This is a genomic window from Colwellia sp. BRX10-4, assembly GCF_014077465.1.
Classification (GTDB): domain Bacteria; phylum Pseudomonadota; class Gammaproteobacteria; order Enterobacterales; family Alteromonadaceae; genus Colwellia_A.
Map to the genome: position 1 here is coordinate 241,602 of NZ_JACGVZ010000001.1, position 19,137 is coordinate 260,738.

The 19,137-nt window shown below is 39.1% G+C and carries 12 protein-coding genes and 1 pseudogene; all 13 read right to left on the minus strand.

Going from position 1 to position 19,137, the window contains the following annotated elements; translation table 11 throughout:
* Positions 1-55 precede the first annotated feature (55 nt).
* The 13 genes and pseudogenes from H4J67_RS01165 to H4J67_RS01225 all read right to left on the minus strand — a co-directional run bounded on the left by H4J67_RS01165 (position 56) and on the right by H4J67_RS01225 (position 18,687).
* Positions 56-757, minus strand: a complete 702-nt coding sequence (locus H4J67_RS01165) for a VC0807 family protein (RefSeq protein ID WP_182202620.1) — start codon at positions 755-757, stop codon at positions 56-58.
* Between the two features lie 137 nt (positions 758-894).
* On the minus strand, positions 895-3,585 hold the full coding sequence (locus H4J67_RS01170; RefSeq protein WP_182202622.1) for a nitrate reductase: 2,691 nt from the start codon (positions 3,583-3,585) through the stop codon (positions 895-897).
* A gap of 97 nt (positions 3,586-3,682) precedes the next feature.
* Positions 3,683-5,185 (minus strand): annotated as a pseudogene (gene nirB, locus H4J67_RS01175) (nitrite reductase large subunit NirB); the annotation flags it as partial.
* 68 nt (positions 5,186-5,253) lie between these two features.
* Positions 5,254-6,438 (minus strand): alginate export family protein, encoded by a 1,185-nt coding sequence (locus H4J67_RS01180; RefSeq protein ID WP_182202626.1) that lies wholly within the window; start codon positions 6,436-6,438, stop codon positions 5,254-5,256.
* A 59-nt stretch (positions 6,439-6,497) separates the two neighbouring features.
* Positions 6,498-7,349 carry an ABC transporter ATP-binding protein gene (locus H4J67_RS01185; RefSeq protein WP_182176214.1) on the minus strand — a complete coding sequence of 284 codons (852 nt, stop codon included), beginning with the start codon at positions 7,347-7,349 and terminating at the stop codon, positions 6,498-6,500.
* Between the two features lie 24 nt (positions 7,350-7,373).
* Entirely contained in the window at positions 7,374-8,330 is a 957-nt protein-coding gene (locus H4J67_RS01190; protein WP_259368452.1) for an ABC transporter permease, read from the minus strand.
* A 123-nt stretch (positions 8,331-8,453) separates the two neighbouring features.
* Positions 8,454-9,851, minus strand: coding sequence for a CmpA/NrtA family ABC transporter substrate-binding protein (locus H4J67_RS01195; protein WP_220463341.1), 1,398 nt, complete (start codon positions 9,849-9,851; stop codon positions 8,454-8,456).
* 350 nt (positions 9,852-10,201) lie between these two features.
* On the minus strand, positions 10,202-11,275 hold the full coding sequence (locus H4J67_RS01200; protein WP_182202629.1) for a CmpA/NrtA family ABC transporter substrate-binding protein: 1,074 nt from the start codon (positions 11,273-11,275) through the stop codon (positions 10,202-10,204).
* A 41-nt stretch (positions 11,276-11,316) separates the two neighbouring features.
* Positions 11,317-11,961 (minus strand): ANTAR domain-containing response regulator, encoded by a 645-nt coding sequence (locus H4J67_RS01205; RefSeq protein WP_220463340.1) that lies wholly within the window; start codon positions 11,959-11,961, stop codon positions 11,317-11,319.
* A 344-nt stretch (positions 11,962-12,305) separates the two neighbouring features.
* Positions 12,306-12,641, minus strand: a complete 336-nt coding sequence (gene nirD, locus H4J67_RS01210; protein WP_182202631.1) for a nitrite reductase small subunit NirD — start codon at positions 12,639-12,641, stop codon at positions 12,306-12,308.
* Between the two features lie 26 nt (positions 12,642-12,667).
* Complete coding sequence (gene nirB / locus H4J67_RS01215; protein ID WP_182202633.1) at positions 12,668-15,211, minus strand: nitrite reductase large subunit NirB; 2,544 nt, start codon at positions 15,209-15,211, stop codon at positions 12,668-12,670.
* Positions 15,212-15,426: 215 nt separating this feature from the next.
* Positions 15,427-17,208 (minus strand): bifunctional protein-serine/threonine kinase/phosphatase, encoded by a 1,782-nt coding sequence (locus H4J67_RS01220; protein ID WP_182176209.1) that lies wholly within the window; start codon positions 17,206-17,208, stop codon positions 15,427-15,429.
* A gap of 6 nt (positions 17,209-17,214) precedes the next feature.
* Positions 17,215-18,687 (minus strand): NarK family nitrate/nitrite MFS transporter, encoded by a 1,473-nt coding sequence (locus H4J67_RS01225; protein ID WP_182176208.1) that lies wholly within the window; start codon positions 18,685-18,687, stop codon positions 17,215-17,217.
* Between the last annotated feature and the right edge of the window lie 450 nt (positions 18,688-19,137).

Genomic DNA, 19,137 nt, shown 5'->3' on the forward strand with positions numbered 1-19,137 from the left:
GTAGGTCGAGCGTTAGCCATTTACATCCGTCTATAATTAATCGGTAATTAGGGGGTTATTTCTCACCGTTTAATATTTTTTCTAACGTTAAATCTGTTAATTTCATCGTACTTTTTACCACATAGAACATAATTGCAATTAGCATCACCATTGAAGGTATCGCAATCACGGGGTAACTTAACAATGTCATTTCGCCAAGTTGCTCATTAAACTCTACTGTGCCAGCGGGGCTAATAACAATCCATTTAGCTAATAGGTAATTCATCGTGGCAGAAAAAACAAAGGTTGAAGCTAAAAGATGATTTGCCGACTGAATTCTTGCTTTAAACTGATCCGTTTTGTTTTTGCTTGCTAGCGTTTGATAGATTAAATCTAAATTAAATAACAGTGGATTTAACAATATTTTAGCAATTAAGGGTTTTCCCCAAAAACCAGATATCAAGACAACTATGCCGATAACAGATGGGATGGCAGCTTCTTTAATAGCGAGCCATTCAACGTCCAGTTCAAATAAGCCTATGCCACCCGTTAACAAAGTACTGAAAAATCCTAATAAGGAAATAAAATTCATCGACTTGTTTTTAATGAAATCATACAAGCCATAACCGAGTGGAAACAATAAAGCGACAATTAAGGCTGGTACAGTGCCTAAATACTCATCTGTCGAAAGTTTCATTAAAATAATCGATGGAATAGCAATATTATAAAGGAGTTCTAAAAAGGTATTTGGGCGTTTAGCAGGTGTTTGAATTGGCATTATATTTCATATTTAGGCACAACTGACCATCGCCAGTTTATTTAAGTCTGCCGACATTTTATCTAATAATAGCTAAAATGTCATATTATAATCTACTAGTGCTCGCAAGCTTTACATTTACTGGCAAGCACTATCCATTATTCTTCCCAGGAGCTGTTAATTAATGTGGCTTTATCGATGTGATGTTCACTAAGTAATGCAGCTAATTCTGATTTACATGAACCACAGTTTGTGCCACATTTTAACCCCTCTCCTAATTGTTCAACAGAACTACAGCCGCCTTTAATGGCGCCTACAATGTCTTTTTCACCAATATTAAAGCAGCTGCAAATTTGTTTACCTTTGGCGAACGCTTCACTTGAAGTCCCTGCGAGTAAAGATTTAATATTGGCTTCGCTTAAAGATGACTGACCAAAAGCATAATTAAGCCATGCGCTTTCAATACGGGGCTGTGTTGTTGACACATAACACAAGAAAACTAATTTATTGGCTTGTAAGCAAATAATGTAAGAGGTGCCTGCTTGGCTAAATTGGTGCCACTCACCAGATATATGGCTGCTTGTTTGACACCAATTTAAAAGGTCATTTTCAAATTCAATATTAGCAAATTGATAACTGAGGCCATAATGGGTGCGTGCTTTATTCCAAAAGTCATTACTCATTTTGCATTGCACGATAAATTCTTCGCTAAGATGAAGTTGACCAAACTGGGTAAAGTCTGTTTTGCTTAATGCTATCGCCCCATGCTTTATTTCAGGTTGACCAGAAAATGGGTCGGTAATGCTCGCATACAAGTTGTTAACATTTGCGCTAGACGCAAATTGCTTATTCCAATGAATAGGCATAAAACATTCATTAGAACGTTGGTTTTTATCTAACTTTGCATGCACTTTTGCTTGCCCTGTTTCTGATGAAATATTGACTATTTCATCATCTATTATGCTTAATCGCGCCGCGTCATCAGGATTAATATAAAGGTAACATTTATCGGTATGAGCGGTGAGCTGAGGAGATTTACCGGTTCTAGACATCGTATGCCATTGATCTCTTAATCGACCACTGTTTAACCTAAAGGGAAATTTAGCGGATAATTTTTGAGTTGGCTGGCGTGGCGTAATAGGAAAAAAGACAGCTTTACCTGAAGGGGTAGAAAACTTCCCCTCTTCATAAACACGTTTTTTACCTTCAGGATAGGTATCATTAACGGGCCACTGCAGAGGCTTTAAACGGTTATACTGTCGTGGAGTAATGGCTGAAAATGCAGAAATATCAAAGACACGTTTGCCATTGTTTTCAAAACCTGACAATTGAGCGAATTCTCTAAATACCTCACTAACGTGTGAATAGTTAAAGCCTGAAAAACCCATGGCCGTGGCAACGTCCGCAATAATTTGCCAGTCGTGCTTTGCTTGTCCGCTCGGAGCTATAGCATTAGTTTGGCGCGAAATTCGGCGCTCTGAGTTGGTAACGGTACCGTTTTTTTCTAGCCATGGCGTTGCCGGTAGTTTTACATCAGCAAAGTCTAACGTATCATTGTTTTCAGCACAGTCTGAGACCACAACATATTCACATTTATTTAATGCTTGGGCTATTTTTTTAACGTCGGGCAAGCTTACCATCGGGTTAGTTGCCATTATCCAGACCGCTTTTATTTTACCTTCATCGATAGCGTCAAACAGATCAACCGCCTTATAACCTGCTTTAACAGCGATAGTGGGGGATTGCCAAAAACGTTGCACTGTTGAGCGGTGTTCAGGGTTTTCAATATCCATATGAGCGGCTAATTGATTAGATAAACCTCCCACTTCCCTACCGCCCATAGCGTTGGGTTGACCTGTGATAGAAAAAGGTCCACAACCGTCTTTGGCTATTTTTCCGGTGGCTAAATGACAATTAATAATGCTTTGACACTTATCCGTGCCTGAGTTTGACTGGTTGATGCCCATGGAATAAAAGCTGAGTACTTTTTCAGTGTTGGCAAATAGTTGATAGACACTGGCAAGGGTTTGTTGGTCAAGATCGCAATAGTCTGATACTTCAGCGAGTGACCATTTTTTTGCTGCTAATAAAGCTTGTTCGAAACCTTGGGTATGTTGCTCGATATAGTCATTATTTAAGCCATTGTTAGTGCTTAAATAATTTAATAGACCGTTAAAAAAGGCTGCGTCAGTGCCAGGCTTTATTGGTAAAAAATAATCAGCTATTTGACAGGTTGCGGTTTTACGCGGGTCAATAACCACAATTTTCATCGCTGGATTACGTTTTTTAGCACGTTCAATACGTTGAAATAATACCGGGTGAGTCCAAGCGGCATTTGAGCCGGTAATTAATAACAGCTCTGTGCTGTCTAAATCGTCATAGCTACATGGTACAACGTCTTCACCGAAACTGCGCTTATAAGCGGCAACCGCTGAAGACATGCAAAGGCGTGAATTGGTATCAATATTAGCTGAACCTATATAGCCTTTCATTAATTTATTCGCCAGATAATAATCTTCAGTCAGTAGCTGTCCTGAGACATAAAAAGCCACGGCATCAGGGCCATGCTCTTTAATAATTTGTGTTAATTTATCCGCAACATGATTTGTCGCCGTTGACCAATCAACCGTTTTATTATTTATTTGTGGCTCAAGCAAGCGGTTGGTTAAATCTGTGGTGGCTAATAAATTGGTACCTTTAACGCACAGTTGTCCAAAGTTGGCTGGGTGCTCTATAGTGCCGACTAATGCACTGGCCTTGCCATTGTTAACGGTAATATCAATACCACAACCTACACCACAGTATGCACAAGTTGATTGAACAATATGTGAGGATTGAGAACAACTCATAAAATTTACCTTTAAAACAGAGAATGATATACAGCCCGCTTTATATGGGATGTTTTGTTTATTTATTTATGTTCGAATTTTATTCGATGACATTTAGACAAATATCTTGTTTAACTTTCACAGCACGGCTTGCAAATTCTGCCTCAGCCAGATTTTTCAATAAAGCGCTACAACCGCCACATCCGCTACTGGCTTTAGTACAAATTTTAATATCATCTAGGGTACAAGCTCCTTGATCGATTGAGCTAATAATATGGCTTTTTGTAACCTGATGACATGAACAAATAATGGCGCTATCAGGTAGTGCACCAACGTCTAATGTTGGCTTTTCACCTGACCAAGGCAATATCAGCGCTTCGGGTGATGCCGGTAAATTTATGGCATTAAGCATATATTGCAATAACGTATCGTATTCACGGGTATCACCAATTAATACCGCACCAAGCATTTTGCTTTTATCATTAGAGATAACAATTTTCTTGTAAACGCCCGCCGGTTGATTTTGATAGGTATAAGTTATTGCCCCGGTTGTTTTTGCATGTGCATCACCTATTGATCCTACTTCAACCCCCATGAGTTTTAATTTAGTACTCATATCGGCACCGGTAAACAAGGCTTGTTCACCCATAATATGTTTTGCCGCCACTTTAGCCATCTGATAACCCGGCGCCACTAAACCAAAAATAAAGTTGTTCCAGAGGGCACATTCTCCAATAGCATAGATATTTTTATCTGAAGTTTGGCAGTGGTTATTAATCACAATACCGCCTCGTTCTCCCATTTCAAGTGCGAATGACTTGGCTAGGTTGTCATAAGGGCGAATACCTGCGGAGAATAAAATAAGGTCAGCTTCTAGCTCGGTATTATCACTAAAACAAAGCTTGTAACGACAGTTTTCGCCGTCTTCAATTACGCTGGTGGCTTTTGATGTATGCACCTCAACACCCAAAGCTTCAATTTTTTCTTTTAATAAGCGACCGCCACCCGCATCAATTTGCACCCCCATTAATTGTGGCGCAAATTCTACGACATGGGTTTTTAAGCCTAAGTGACTTAGCGCATTTGCAGCTTCAAGGCCGAGTAAACCACCGCCGATAACTACCCCTACTTTACTGACCTTTGCGCTGGCCTGAATCTTATCTAAGTCGTCTATGGTGCGATAAACCAAACAATGCTCGCGGTCTTTTCCTGGAATAGGCGGTACAAAAGGATAAGAGCCAGTGGCTAAGATGAGTTTGTCATAAGCGATAACTTGGCCGTTTTGCGTGACAACATGCTTATTGCTGCGGTCGATATCAACAACTTTGGCATTAGTTTGAAAATTTACCGTCCAATCTTGGTAAGTTTTTTCGTCAGCCATGGCCAGATCTGCCGCTGTTTTACCGCTAAAGTATGTTGAAAGGTGAACACGGTCATAAGCAAGGCGAGGCTCTGCTGACAAAACGGTTATCTCAATGGCTTGAACAGCTGTGTTCAATTGAGCCAATTGCTCAACAAAGTGGTGACCGACCATGCCGTTACCGACCACGACAACTTTTTGTTTCTCTATGATTTGTTGGTTACTTGAGCTAATTTTATTTACCTGCTGCAATAGTGACATGGGGTTACAATTTGTGATAACGCTTAACAAACCTGTAGAGCGTTATCATTATAAGTGTTTTTGGATAGCTAAAAATTTGCACTTACCCAAAGCCAGATTTTATCGGTATCAACTTTACCAGCAGTAGAATCGCCTGCTGAATAAGCCGCATACTTTAAGCCTGCCTTATAATTATTAGCGAATTTTTTCGCGTAAACGGCATTAATTTCGCTGCCTAAATCATCAACCGTATCGGTTGATTCATCAGCAGAATAATCATGAATTGTCACTGTCCAACCGCCGCCGAATGCTTTACCTGACACAGAGGCATAAAGATCAACCAAGCCTTCTTTTGGTGTGCCTAAAAACTGATCTGCCCAACCATTAAATTTATGCAGTGTCGCCAGTGGTGTTGAAAACCCAACCATTGAATCATCACTGCCCAGAACTTCTGCACCTAATTTAAGGGTTAGCGCATCAAAGCTATAGCCACCTTCTATGGCCATATAGCTTGCAGAGTAGTCAGTTGCGCCGCTTTCTGAATCTTGAGTAGCAAATTCGGCTGAATATGAAAACTTGTCTTTTTTACCGTTAAAACTCACCCCGAAAGTATCTAAGCTATTAGCGGTTCCTTCATCAACTTCTAAGAGATAGCTGTAAACAGTTAGTTTGCCATAACTGGTTTTGTAGGCGAGGTTAAGTAAATGGTCTTTTGCATTAAAATCTTTTTCATTGGAAAAAATACGATTACGTTTATTAATGTAGCTATAGCTCATTTTTACATTGTCTAATGCGTCATAAGTTATGGTCGCGGCATCAAATGTCTGTCTATCTTGACGCCATCCTACATGCCCAACATAACGATGATTATCTAAGGTCAGTACTTGGCGACCGACTTTAGCGGTGATCCCATCTTTTTTGTATTGCACATAAGCTTGGTCTAATTCAGTCGTTTCTGGATCGGCAATAACAGAATATTCAGTATTATTACCCACGGCATCGTTATACTTGTTAATACCCGCCAATTGGCGTGAGTCTTCAAATTCAACAACTGCGGTAAAATTATTGTAGCTAGCACTGGTGTAATTTAGACGAGTTCTTAGCGTTAACGCTGAGGCATCTTTTTTGGTATTGTCTTGATCAACTGTTTCATATCGCAAGTTTAAATCTATACTGGCCTTAGCTTTAGTCTCGCTATTTGCTGTTGCTGAAGCACTGGCACTTGCTAACAAAATCACTGCCGTAATTTTTGAGAATTTATCAACGTTTTTCATGGTTTATCCCTTAAAGTTTTTTAAATTATTTTTATAATTTTTCAATTTAGCGAAATGTATTAAGCAACACTGGACGTCTTTTGTTTTACTTCAGCTTTTTCAGTTGTTTTAGCTGTAGGAATAACTTCAACTTTTCTTTGTTTTTCATACAAAAAAGTTAAAACAGCTGAGCGCAACCGGTTATATTCAACATCTTCTGCTAGCGCTAAACGGTTTCTTGGATGAGGTAAGTTGACGTCTAATATTTCGCCTATTGTCGCGGCTGGCCCGTTGGTCATCATGACAATGCGATCTGATAATAAAACAGCTTCATCTACGTCATGGGTGATCATGATGACGGTGTTGTTAAGCTTTTGCTGAATTTCCATTAATGAGTCTTGCATATGAGCTCGCGTTAAAGCGTCGAGCGCACCAAAAGGTTCATCCATCAAAAGTACTTCTGGTTTCATTGCTAAGGCTCTGGCAATACCAATACGTTGCTTCATACCGCCCGAAATTTCGTCAGGACGTTTGTCTTTTGCATGATCCATATGAACTAAACGTAAGTTATGTTCGATCCATTCTTTCATTTCGCTTGAAGACATTTTATTTTTGAAAACTTGTTTTACCGCTAACTCAATATTTTGATAGGCGGTTAACCAAGGCAATAATGAATGGTTTTGAAAAACAACAGCACGTTCAGGGCCGGGTTCTGTTACTTCTTTGTTATTTAATAATACGCCACCTAATGTTGCTCTGTGCAAACAGGCAACAATATTCAATACGGTTGATTTACCACAACCTGAATGACCTATAAGTGAAATGAATTCACCTTTTTTGATTTGTAAATCAACACCCTTTAACGCGGTAAAGTCGCCTTTAGGGGTTGGAAATACCATATCTACTTTGCTGATGTCTAAAATAATACTCATGTGATTTCCTTAATCCTATATTGGCTAAAGTTGTGAGCTTGATTTGTCCCAAGACAACATTCTTTGCAGTTGCAGCATGGTTCTGTCAAGCATATAGCCAATAAGACCTATGGTTAATACTGCGGTCATAATGCGACTAAGAGATTGCGAGCTGCCGTTTTGGAATTCATCCCAAACGAATTTTCCTAACCCTGGATTTTGTGCCAGCATTTCAGCTGCAATAAGTACCATCCAAGCAATACCTAATGACATTCTCATGCCAGTAAAAATGGCAGGAATGGAAGCAGGTAAAACAATTTTTTGAATATGCACGTGTTTAGGCAGGCTTAATACTTTACTGACATTTACCCAGTCTTGATTTATTGAGGCCACACCGAAAGAAGTGTTGATGACCATAGGCCAAAGACTACATAAAGTGACTGTGACTAAAGAGGTGATAAATGATTTAGCAAACATAGGATCAGGGGATACATAAAGTGCACTGACTACCATGGTTACTATCGGTAGCCAAGCCAAAGGAGATACGGGTTTAAAAATTTGTATAATAGGGTTTATTGCCGTATTTAAATTTTTACTTAAACCAATGGCAATACCTAAGGGAATAGCAACAACAGCAGCCACTAAAAAGCCACTAATTACCGTCACTAAACTGGTGAATATTTGGTCTAAAAATGTTTCTTTACCAGTATAAACTCGTATTTTAGCTTGATAGCTTGGATCTTTTGCCATACGCACTTTATTTCGTACGTCCTGGCGAATATAAAAAGCATCTTCTTTGTCGCGTTCAGCATTATGCTCATCAATTAAATTAACTACTTGAGTAGCCACTGCACTGGGTCCAGGGAATTTTCCGAGCGAAGTATCAATGCTACTTGCCGTAAACGACCATAGCAGCATAAAACAGAAGATACCGGCCATAGGTAATATCAACGCTTGTGCCTTTTCTGAAATAAAGGACCCGATTATTTTGTTATTACTCATTGGCACAATACCTAATGTTTTTTTATTAATTACAGCCGTCATTTTTGTTCTCCTTTATGCGCTGCCAGTTAATTGACGGCGCATAACTACTCAGTAAAGTACTGGCTAAAATACGACAAGGTTCTAAAGTTTGTCACCAGCTTTTAGGCCAATTTTAAACTTGTTTATATAGGCGTTTGGTTGAGTACCGTCATAAACAATGTTGTCAATAAAGTGTTTTTGAGGAGTACGGAAACCGTCTTCACCGACTAAGTCTGAAAAGTCGCTTTTAGACAATAACTTGTCATCAACTAATGATTGCGCTGCAGCCATGTAAATATCAGGACGATAAACTTGTGCGGCAATATCTTTGTACCAACTATCAGGTTTGTCATCGCTAATTTGTCCCCAACGACGCATTTGTGTTAAATACCAAATAGCATCAGAGTAGTAAGGGTAAGTGGCGTTGTAGCGAAAGAATACGTTGAAGTCAGGTACTGAACGCACATCACCTTTTTCGTACTCGAAAGTCCCTGTCATGCTGTTTGCGATAACGTCGTAATCAGCACCAACATAGTTTGACTGAGATAAAATTTTCACTGCTTCTGGACGATTAGCATTATTGTTGTCGTCTAACCATTTAGCGGCACGAATTAGTGCGCGTGTTAAACGAATGGTGGTATTTGGGTATGTTTCAGCAAAGGCTTTAGTAATACCAAATACTTTTTCTGGGTTGTTCTTCCAAATTTCATAATCGGTAACGACCGGCACACCAATGCCTTTAAATACGGCTTGTTGGTTCCAAGGTTCACCTACACAATAACCATAAATAGTGCCGGCTTCCATTGTGGCTGGCATTTGTGGAGGAGGGGTTACTGACAACAGCACTTGTGCGTCAATCTTTCCTGATGTATCACCTTTATGAGGAGCGTAAAATCCAGGATGAATATCACCAGCCGCTAACCAATAGCGTAACTCGTAGTTATGTGTCGACACTGGAAACACCATACCCATGTTGAAAGGTTTACCTTCATCAAGATACTTTTCTACAACAGGTTTTAAGGCATCCGCTTTAATCGGATGAACAGGTCTTCCATCGGCTTGCTTAGGAATATTGACCTTCATTTGCTTCCAAATTTCATTAGAAACAGTAATCGCATTGCCATTTAAGTCCATTGAAAAAGGTGTGATGATTTCAGCTTTAGTCCCGTAACCAATCGTTGCTGCAATGGGTTGGCCAGCAAGCATGTGAGCACCATCTAAACGACCATCTATAACGCCATCAAGCAATACTTTCCAGTTCGCTTGTGATTCAATCGTGACGTATAGTCCTTCATCTTCAAAAAAGCCTTTTTCATAAGCAATCGCGATGGGGGCCATGTCAGTTAATTTAATAAAGCCAAATTTAAGTTCTTCTTTTTCTGGGTAGCCTAGCTCTGCTGCTTGTAAAGACGAAGTCAGTAGGGAGCCAGAAATACATAGTCCTGCAATTACAGTACGGCATAATTTTTTATATTCATTTTTTAAAGTTGTTTTCAACATACCTTTCTCCAAATAAAAAAGCCCACAGTACTTCGGATACAATCCGAGTACTGTGGGCTTCAATGCCAAACTAACAATGACTACGTCGTTGCAGTGCGATTAGTTTTAACGAAATAAGTTTTGAGTCAATTTTCACTTTATCGTTAAAACAACCGCTGTTGATTGAATGAACATGAAAACGCTATTAACTATGAAGCACAATTAGTGCCATTTATTAATTGTATTTAAAATCAGTGGTTTACTTTGTTTTATGTGTTTATGATTAAATATTTTGCTCCAACAGTGATAAGTATTTGCACTATTTTGGTGTCTATAGAGCTGCAGGCAGATACTCCATTTTAATAAGGGCTCTACTTATTCTTGTATATAGCAGCTTGATAAATATCTTCCCTGTAGATCGAAGCAATGTCTAGATCCGTTATTTGTTGTCTGTTTATGTGCCCACACGCTTGCATTAATTTGGCAATGTTTTCACCGTAATGATGTGCTGGCCTATTGAATGTGGGATCACCTAATGTCGAAAATTGTTGATAACTTTCTACTTTACGTGGTGATGTATTGTTAAGGGTTAGGCAACTTCCCATTAATGAAGGCGCAATTACGTCGATATGTGTGTCTAAATACTTTGCACGACTCAATAACCTCGCTGCTTCAAAGCGATTGGGAATATTTTCAAGCCATTGGCATGCTTCATATAAAGCAGATATTAAGGCAAATGTTGTTTCTGGGTGCTTAACTTGCCAATCAGACATTAATCCAAGCACCTTCTCAGGTGAATCTTCCCATAAGTCAGAAGAAGTAACACCTGTGATGCCAACACCTTCTCGAACCGCTTTAGCATTCCAAGGACTACCGACACAAAATCCATCAAGATCCCCTGAATGCATAGAAGGCACCATGTTTGAAGGAGGTACAATTAATAAATTAATGTCTGATGGATCGATATCACTATTCTTTAGCCATTCAATAAGTTGATAATGATGACAGCTATAAGGAAAAACGACAGCGAAGGTTAATTTATTACCTTCTTTTTTTCGTTGCTCTATTTCATGTCTCAATATATTGGCCGAAAATGGCATACTGATCTCATTGGTATTGTGTTGTAATAATATTTTTTGGTAGAGTTTAGTCGATAACGTGATGCCATTACCGTTACGGCTCAATATCATAGGGGCAATCACGGTTGACTTTTGTCTGTGTAAACCTAAGTTACAGGCAATGGGCATAGGGGCTAACATTTGGGCGGCGTCAATAACTCCGCTATGCAATTTATCTCTTAATGTGGCCCAAGAATTTTGTTTGGTTAGGTTTACGTTAAGCCCCCATTTTTCGAAAAATCCCATTTCATGAGCAATGACTAAGGGTGCACTATCTGTTAATGGCATAAAGCCAAGGGTTATATTTTTTTTTTCAATATTAAGCATAATTGATATTCTCTACAATTTTTTAACACGTCTTTAAATATCTAAAAAATGCTAGCAACAGAAAGGATATTTTTGGCAACATCATCCATTTTTTGGCTGTTATCCATCGCTATTTTTCGAATGAAGTGATACGCATCTATTTCAGACAGTTGTTTTGTTTCCATTAACCAACGTTTAGCTTTATCGATACTTTTCTGACTAGACAATTTTTGTTTAGTGTCAGCAAGTTCTTGTTTTAGTCCTTGAAAAAGCTCAAATCTCGCAATAGCCACATCAATAATTGACTTCACTCTTGTTTGGTTAACTTCCCCTACCACATAAGCACTAACCCCTGATTTGACCATCTGATTAATGGTAGTATTGGCACATTGTTGTTCTGAAAAAACTACGATAGGTTTAGGGGCGAATTGAGAAATTTTATTAAGGTTTTCAAGCATATCTCTGTTTGGAGATTCTATATCAATAATGATAACGTCTGGGTTTAGCTGTTTAACATCTCTTAATAAAGGTACGCCAGAATGAGCAACATGATAGATATCATATTGCTCATTTATCAGTACGCTCATTAATACCTTTGCTTTTGCATGGTTTATTTCGGCAAGCAATACTTTTAATCCTGAAGGAACATCCTGATGTATGGTATTTTTATTAGGCAAAGACAAGGTTTTATTTTTCAATTTATTCAAATTAAAATCAAGAATTAAGTATATTTAGAATATTAAAGCATAATTCACACCAGAAGTTTAATTTATTTAATATCAATTGGTTAAGTTATTACTTTTGTTTTCTATACTCGTTTTTATTAGTTTTTGATGCAGAGATGCACCAAAATAACCTCTTCCAGTATTAACTGTTTTAAACACGTTAGCATGTAGGATTGGGATAACTAATCTTCGCGTATGCTGACATTTTTGTAGCCGATGCTAAGTGAGTCATATTAGGCTTAAATTTAATGATGAATGGTAAAAAAATATAAATCCCAGCATTGTTGACTTTGCTAGGATTTTTATGAAAATAAAGGATGAAATCCTTAACCAAATATTTCTAACTTTCCATCAGTAACTCGTGTTTCGTAGGTTTTAATCGCTAAGGTATCATCATCTAAACAGGCTCCTGAATTTAAAACAAAGCGCTGTTTTAATAAGGGTGAAGCAACGTAAATATTACCTTTAGTTTCACCAATTAAACCACGGTATAAAACGTTTGCTTTACCAAAGGGATCAAAGTTAGAAATAGCATAAACGGTGTCCTTGCCTACTTGGAATAAAGCCACTTGTTCTTTGTTTGCTAATAATGCACAAACACCTGAATTTTTAATTAAATCACTGGTTGAGCAAATGGTTTGCCAGCTATTTTCTGTTGTCATTTTATTTTCCTTATTCGTAAACGTATTTATGAAGGTGTTAAATCAACGGCTTGAATTTGAACGCCATATTTTTTCTCATCACCTTGAGCGGGTCTAATTTGATCACGCTCAGTAACGAATTCGATGTTGCCATCGACAGTGTCAGAGTTAACAAACTGACGAAAACGCTTTAATTGCTCTTCACTTTCGATGGTTGTTTTCCACTCACATTGATAGGTATCAACAACATTTTGCATTTGCTTTTCTAATTCAGCATTAATCCCTAAGTGATCGTCCTTAACTATTTTCTCCATGTAGGCTAAGCCGCCTTCTAGGTTTTCTAACCAGACAGAAGTACGGGTTAAACGATCTGCGGTGCGCACATAAAACATTAAATAACGATCGATATATTTCACTAAGGTTTCATCATCTAAATCAGTCGCGAATAAGTCGCCATGGCGAGGCTTCATGCCGCCATTGCCACTGACGTATAAGTTCCAGCCGTTTTCAGTAGCAATAATACCAATGTCTTTACTTTGTGCTTCAGCACACTCGCGTGTACAGCCCGAAACCGCAAACTTAATTTTATGAGGAGAACGCAAGCCCTTGTAGCGATCTTCTAAGAAAATGGCCATTGCCATGCTGTCTTGTTGGCCGTAACGACACCAAGTGCTGCCAACACAAGATTTAACCGTACGTAACGATTTACCATAGGCATGACCAGTTTCCATACCTGCATCAATTAAGCGTTTCCATATCGCCGGTAATTGGTCAACACGTGCGCCGAATAAGTCGATACGTTGGCCGCCTGTTACTTTGGTATATAGGTTATATTCTTTAGCGACTTCACCAATAACAATTAACTTATCTGGGGTTACTTCACCGCCTGGCATACGGGGAACGACAGAATAAGTCCCATCTTTTTGCATATTACCTAGAAAGACATCGTTGGTGTCTTGCAGTGATACATGGTCGGGTTTTAATATGTAATCGTTCCACACCGAAGCGAGAACAGACGCTGCTGCTGGCTTACAAATTTCACAGCCTAGACCTGAACCGTGTTTTTCTATTAACAGGTCAAAGGTTTTAATTTGTTCTGCTTGCACAATGTGAAATAACTCAACACGGCTGTAAGCAAAGTGTTCGCAAAGGTCAGTGCTAATTTCTACCCCACGTTTTTCTAATTCGTGATCTGTTACTTTTTTCAATAAGGCGGCACAACCACCACAGCCTGTTCCTGCTTTCGTTGAAGACTTTACTTCACCGACATCAACGGCGCCACAATCAATAGCAGCAATAATATCGCCTTTGGTGACATTCAAACATGAACAGATAGTTGCAGTATTAGGTAAAGCATCCACGCCTAAGGTAGGTTTTTCGCCTGAGCTGGGTAAAATTAAACCGTCAGGATTTTCTGGTAATTCAATACCATTTAATGCGTATTGCAATAAGGTATCGTATTCACTGGTATCACCGACTAAAACCGCACCTATTAATTCTTTACCATTGGCACTGACCACTATTTTTTTATAAATTTGGTCAGGTTGGTTTGAATAGACGTAGCTTTTACAACCCTGAGTACGGCCATGAGCATCGCCGATCGATCCTACATCCATACCCATTAATTTTAATTTAGTGCTCATATCTGCACCAGTGAACTGCTGTTCACCGCCAATAATGTTATCGGCGGCCACTTTAGCCATAGTGTAACCTGGCGCCACTAAGCCAAAAATAAAGTTATTCCACAAAGCACACTCACCAATAGCGTAAATATTTTCGTTAGAGGTTTTACAGTTGTTATCAACCACAATGCCGCCTCGCTCGCCAACCGCTAAATCAAATTCACGTGCTAAATTATCATAGGGGCGAATACCGGCTGAGAATAAGATGACGTCAGTTTCTAAATGTGTTCCATCGGCAAAATTCATTCGGTGAACACATTCTTCACCGTCGACAATTTCATTGGTGGCTTTTTGTGTATGTACCTGAACACCAATGCCTTCGATCATTGAACGCAATAAAGCGCCGCCGTCTTTGTCTAATTGCACACCCATCAATTGTGGGGCAAACTCTACAACGTGTGTCTGCAGGCCTAGTTCTTTAAGGGCGTTAGCGGCTTCTAAACCTAATAACCCCCCACCAACAACCACACCAACTTTACCCGCTTTAGCTGACGCTTGAATGTCTTCTAAATCTTGAATAGTACGATAAACCAAACAATGGTCACGTTCTTTACCTGGAATAGGGGGAACAAAGGGGTATGATCCTGTCGCCATAACTAATTTATCGTAAGCGAAAATGTCACCCGACTCAGTCGTAACAGTTTTTGCAGCTTTATCAATATCAGTGACTTTTGCGTTGGTAAAAAAATTAACGCCTATTTCGTTGTAATATGCTGGCGTAGTCATGGCTAAATCATCAGCAGTTTTTCCAGAAAAGTACTCTGATAAGTGAACGCGGTCATAAGCTAAACGGTCTTCAGCTGATAGAACGGTAATTTCATAGCCGGCATGTTTCGCCATTTCATCAACAAAGTGATGGCCAACCATGCCATTACCAACGACGACGATCTTCTGAGGTTGTGTACTCATTTTTGGAACCCTACTTCTTTAAATTACTGCTGTATTAGCAGAATTAGATAATGATTTGTTATTAGCAATAAACGAACCAAGTAGTTTTCTCAATAAATTCAGTCAGATAGTTATTTAGGTGTGAGTTGTAACAGCGATTTTGCACTGCAGTGAAGGCATCAACGCACCAGAGGTGTGCACCATAATCATCAGCGGTAAGTGCAAAGGGGAACGGGTTAATTAATTAAAGATACCATCAAGGCAATAAACAATAAGGTTGATACTAATTGCCAAAAAAAGATAGGATCACGCTTTAACAAGGGTTGGTTTTTGTATTCTTCAACGGCAGATGAACTCGGTTTATTTAAATCACTAAAAAATTCTGAAAAGGCTCTATAGCGCTGTCTTGGGTCTGCAGCTGTTGCTTTTTGAAGGCTTAAATCTAACCACAAGGGCAGCTCTGGTCGAAACTGTTTAATGCTACGATATTGTATGTCGTTATAATTTTTAATGGTGACTTCAGCACGTTGCATTGGTTTGTAAGGAAGTTCACCAGATAACATTTCATAACAAATAACCCCCAATGAGAATAGGTCACTTTGATAATCAGCTTGCATATGCAATAAGGTTTCAGGCGCAATGTAATTTAATGAACCGTGTGGCACTTGTTCTTTTATTGTTTCTTGGTTTTCATCAAGTGAAGCGACAAATACGGTGCCGTAATCAATCAATTTAATTTGACCATATTCATCGATCATAATATTGTCGGGCTTTAAGTCGCGGTGAACTAAATCTAAACGTTGAAATGATCGTAATGCGCCGATCACTTGTTTCATTATATCGCGGACCTGCGCAATGCTAGGTTTAGGGTTGTCATGTAACCATTCACCCAGGGTTTGACCTTTAATGTATTCACATACATGGTATAAAAACTGGCTGTCTTTTTTAGCAGATAATACACGCATGACATTAACGTGTTTAATGCGTTCTCCCACCCAAGCTTCCCGCATAAAACCTTGTAAATAAAAGGCGTCATCTGAAAAGTTAGCAGAGGGTGCTTTTAACACATAAGGCTTATCTGTTTTAACATCGACGACTAAATACAAGTGTGAACGAATACTGGCGTGTATTATTTTTTTAACGAGGTAATTATCAAGCTTTTGACCAACTTTTAATGCCGGAGGGATCGCTTTTGAACTCAGGTCGCGTTCAATTTCTGCCAGTTTCCGATTCGGTATCGCGTCAATATAAACCAGTAAGCAGGTTACATTGTCATGACTACCGCGCTCAAGTGCGGTGGCAACAATTTTTTCAGAAAGAGCTTCTAAGTCAGACTTATTGGGTGATAACGGCAATGAATCAAAGAGTGTTTTAAAAGCAGCTTTACTAACAAAGTCATGAATACCATCACAACTTAGCATGAATAAATCTCCTGCCTGTAAATCGACTTGATAAACATCAACTTCTAAATGGCTATCAGCACCTAATGCGCGTGTTAATAAATCCTGTTGCCCTATTTGTTTACGATTATGATCACGGGTTATAATTTCTAATTGTTGCTGGCGATATTTTGTTATACGGGTATCGCCAACATGAAAAATATAACCGGTGTTTGATTTAGCAATAAGCGCTGAAAAAGTCGTTAGCCATTGAGGCGAGTCTTGATTAACTAGAGCATCAACAAATCCGCTTTGTGAATACAACCAGTTATTTAAACTGCTTAATACTTTAGCGGCAGATTTCTGTGTAGACCATGTTTCGGGCGTAGCAAGATACTCTTGAATAAATTGAGTGACCGCAAGTTGTGAAGCTTCAGCGGCTTTACTTGCGCTCGATACTCCATCTGCTATCGCCACAACCGCGCCTTTAGCGCGTAATTCAAGCTTTTTTGGCACAATAGCAGCAAAAGCGTCTTGGTTTTCTGCCTTTAAACCTTTATGAGAAAAACCACCAAAGCATAGTTGTAAATCTACAACCGTGCTTTGGAGCGTTTGCTTGTCTGTATTGATAACAGTCATGTTAGCTTAGTGACCGACATTAATTAATTCAACTGTGCCATCTTCACGTACCTCAGTCATTGTGCCTTTTGGCTCTACCATAAAGAGTAATGTAATAAAGCCTACCACAGCGGTAGCGGCAATCACCATAAAGAAAGTCGAGTAATCAACCATAGTTAATACGGTTAAGTAAACCACCGCACCCACGTTACCGTAAGCGCCTGTCATACCGGCAATTTGTCCCGTTAAACGACGTTTAATTAAGGGGACTGCTGCAAATACAGCTCCTTCACCCGCTTGCACGAAAAAAGAACAAGCCATAGCTGTTACTACTGCTAGGGCTAATGGCCATTCTCCGGTGATTTCAGACATGGAAAAATAACCCACAGCTAAACCTGCTGTTAAAATTAATAAGGTTTTCTTTCGGCCAAACTTGTCTGATAGCCAACCACCACCAGGACGAGACATTAAATTCATAAATGCATAAGTAGAGGCTAACATCGCTGCGTACACCATGCTTAATTCGAATGTTTCAGCGAAGAATAATGGTAACATCGAAACAACGGCCAACTCAGAACCGAAAGTTGCAAAATAAAGCACATTTAACACAGCCACTTGCTTGAATTCGTAACGATGAATTTCTTCGACCGGTTTTGAAAATAAGTGACCGTTTACTTTAATGGTTTGTTTTAATTCAATGGCAAACAAAACCACTAAGCTAATGTAGGCAATGACGGCACTTTGTTCTGTTAATAAACTGACACCGGCAGGTGATAATTTCCAGGTGAGTAAAGCTAAAGCGCCATACATAGGAATTTTCATAACGAGTAATAAGAAGAAGTCGCCCGTTGAGGTCACTTCCATTGCACCTGTTTGTTTAGGTTTGAAATACGTTGAACCCTTAGGTGTATCCGTTACGTTTTGATACCAGACAACACTGAAAACCAAGCTTAATACACCGGTAAAAGCAACGGCGTATCTCCAGCCATCTTCACCACCAAAGGCTAATGCTAGTGTAGGTAGTGACATGGCAGCAGCGGCTGAACCAAAGTTACCCCAACCCCCATAAATGCCTTCAGCCGTCCCTAATTCGTTAGCGGGGAACCATTCAGAAACCATACGGATTCCAATAACAAAACCCGCACCAATAAAACCTATTAAGAAGCGCGAAAGTGCCGCTTGTTCAAACGTATCTGCAAGCGCAAACATAAAACAAGGGATACTACAGACACCAAGCAAAACCGCGAATGTTAAGCGCGGACCGTATTTATCGGTGAGCATACCAATGACAACACGTGCTGGAATAGTTAACGCTACGTTTAATAACATTAATGTTTTTATTTCAGCTTTTGTTAGCCCTAATGAATCAGCAATAACTGACACCAAGGGAGCAAAGTTAAACCAAACAGCAAACGTAATGAAAAACGCTATCCAACTCATATGTAATGCTTTCATCTTACCTTTGAATGAAAATATATTGAGACCTTCTTGACCGCTCATGTACCACTCCTAAAATTGAGTCAATTAAATAAGCAGGTTTATTTAATACTCATCATTGATTGAGTTACGTAGAGCAAAGGTAGTGCCATCATTATTACTTTATCTATCACATTGTTTTAAAAGCTTTTATTGTTATTTCTCTTGCGCGGATGACTTTTAGTGCACAACACAATGACGATTACGCACACATAGAGTGCAAAAACAGAGTAAGTAATCAATGCATCATAAATGAGCGCTGATATTAGGCATATACCTTTAACAAGCAGTCAATAAAACAGTAATGGTATTACCTTCCTTACAAGTACAATCCTTAAAAAAACGATTGTTGTTGCGAGAGATTAGTTAGATGAGCGCTTTATGGTTGAGTCATTAGTGGGATTGATTTGAGCTTAGGTCACCAGAAAAATGATGACTGAACGGTCCGCTTGATTAAGTCTCAAGTGATGTTAT

What these genes read in the sequence shown, in the direction of transcription:
- H4J67_RS01165 (WP_182202620.1), bottom strand. Translation starts at nt 757, where the DNA reads ATGCCAATTCAAACACCTGCTAAACGCCCAAATACCTTTTTAGAACTC.
- H4J67_RS01170 (WP_182202622.1), bottom strand. Translation starts at nt 3,585, where the DNA reads ATGAGTTGTTCTCAATCCTCACATATTGTTCAATCAACTTGTGCATAC.
- H4J67_RS01180 (WP_182202626.1), bottom strand. Translation starts at nt 6,438, where the DNA reads ATGAAAAACGTTGATAAATTCTCAAAAATTACGGCAGTGATTTTGTTA.
- H4J67_RS01185 (WP_182176214.1), bottom strand. Translation starts at nt 7,349, where the DNA reads ATGAGTATTATTTTAGACATCAGCAAAGTAGATATGGTATTTCCAACC.
- H4J67_RS01190 (WP_259368452.1), bottom strand. Translation starts at nt 8,330, where the DNA reads ATGAGTAATAACAAAATAATCGGGTCCTTTATTTCAGAAAAGGCACAA.
- H4J67_RS01195 (WP_220463341.1), bottom strand. Translation starts at nt 9,851, where the DNA reads ATGTTGAAAACAACTTTAAAAAATGAATATAAAAAATTATGCCGTACT.
- H4J67_RS01200 (WP_182202629.1), bottom strand. Translation starts at nt 11,275, where the DNA reads ATGCTTAATATTGAAAAAAAAAATATAACCCTTGGCTTTATGCCATTA.
- nirD (WP_182202631.1), bottom strand. Translation starts at nt 12,641, where the DNA reads ATGACAACAGAAAATAGCTGGCAAACCATTTGCTCAACCAGTGATTTA.
- nirB (WP_182202633.1), bottom strand. Translation starts at nt 15,211, where the DNA reads ATGAGTACACAACCTCAGAAGATCGTCGTCGTTGGTAATGGCATGGTT.
- H4J67_RS01220 (WP_182176209.1), bottom strand. Translation starts at nt 17,208, where the DNA reads ATGACTGTTATCAATACAGACAAGCAAACGCTCCAAAGCACGGTTGTA.
- H4J67_RS01225 (WP_182176208.1), bottom strand. Translation starts at nt 18,687, where the DNA reads ATGAGCGGTCAAGAAGGTCTCAATATATTTTCATTCAAAGGTAAGATG.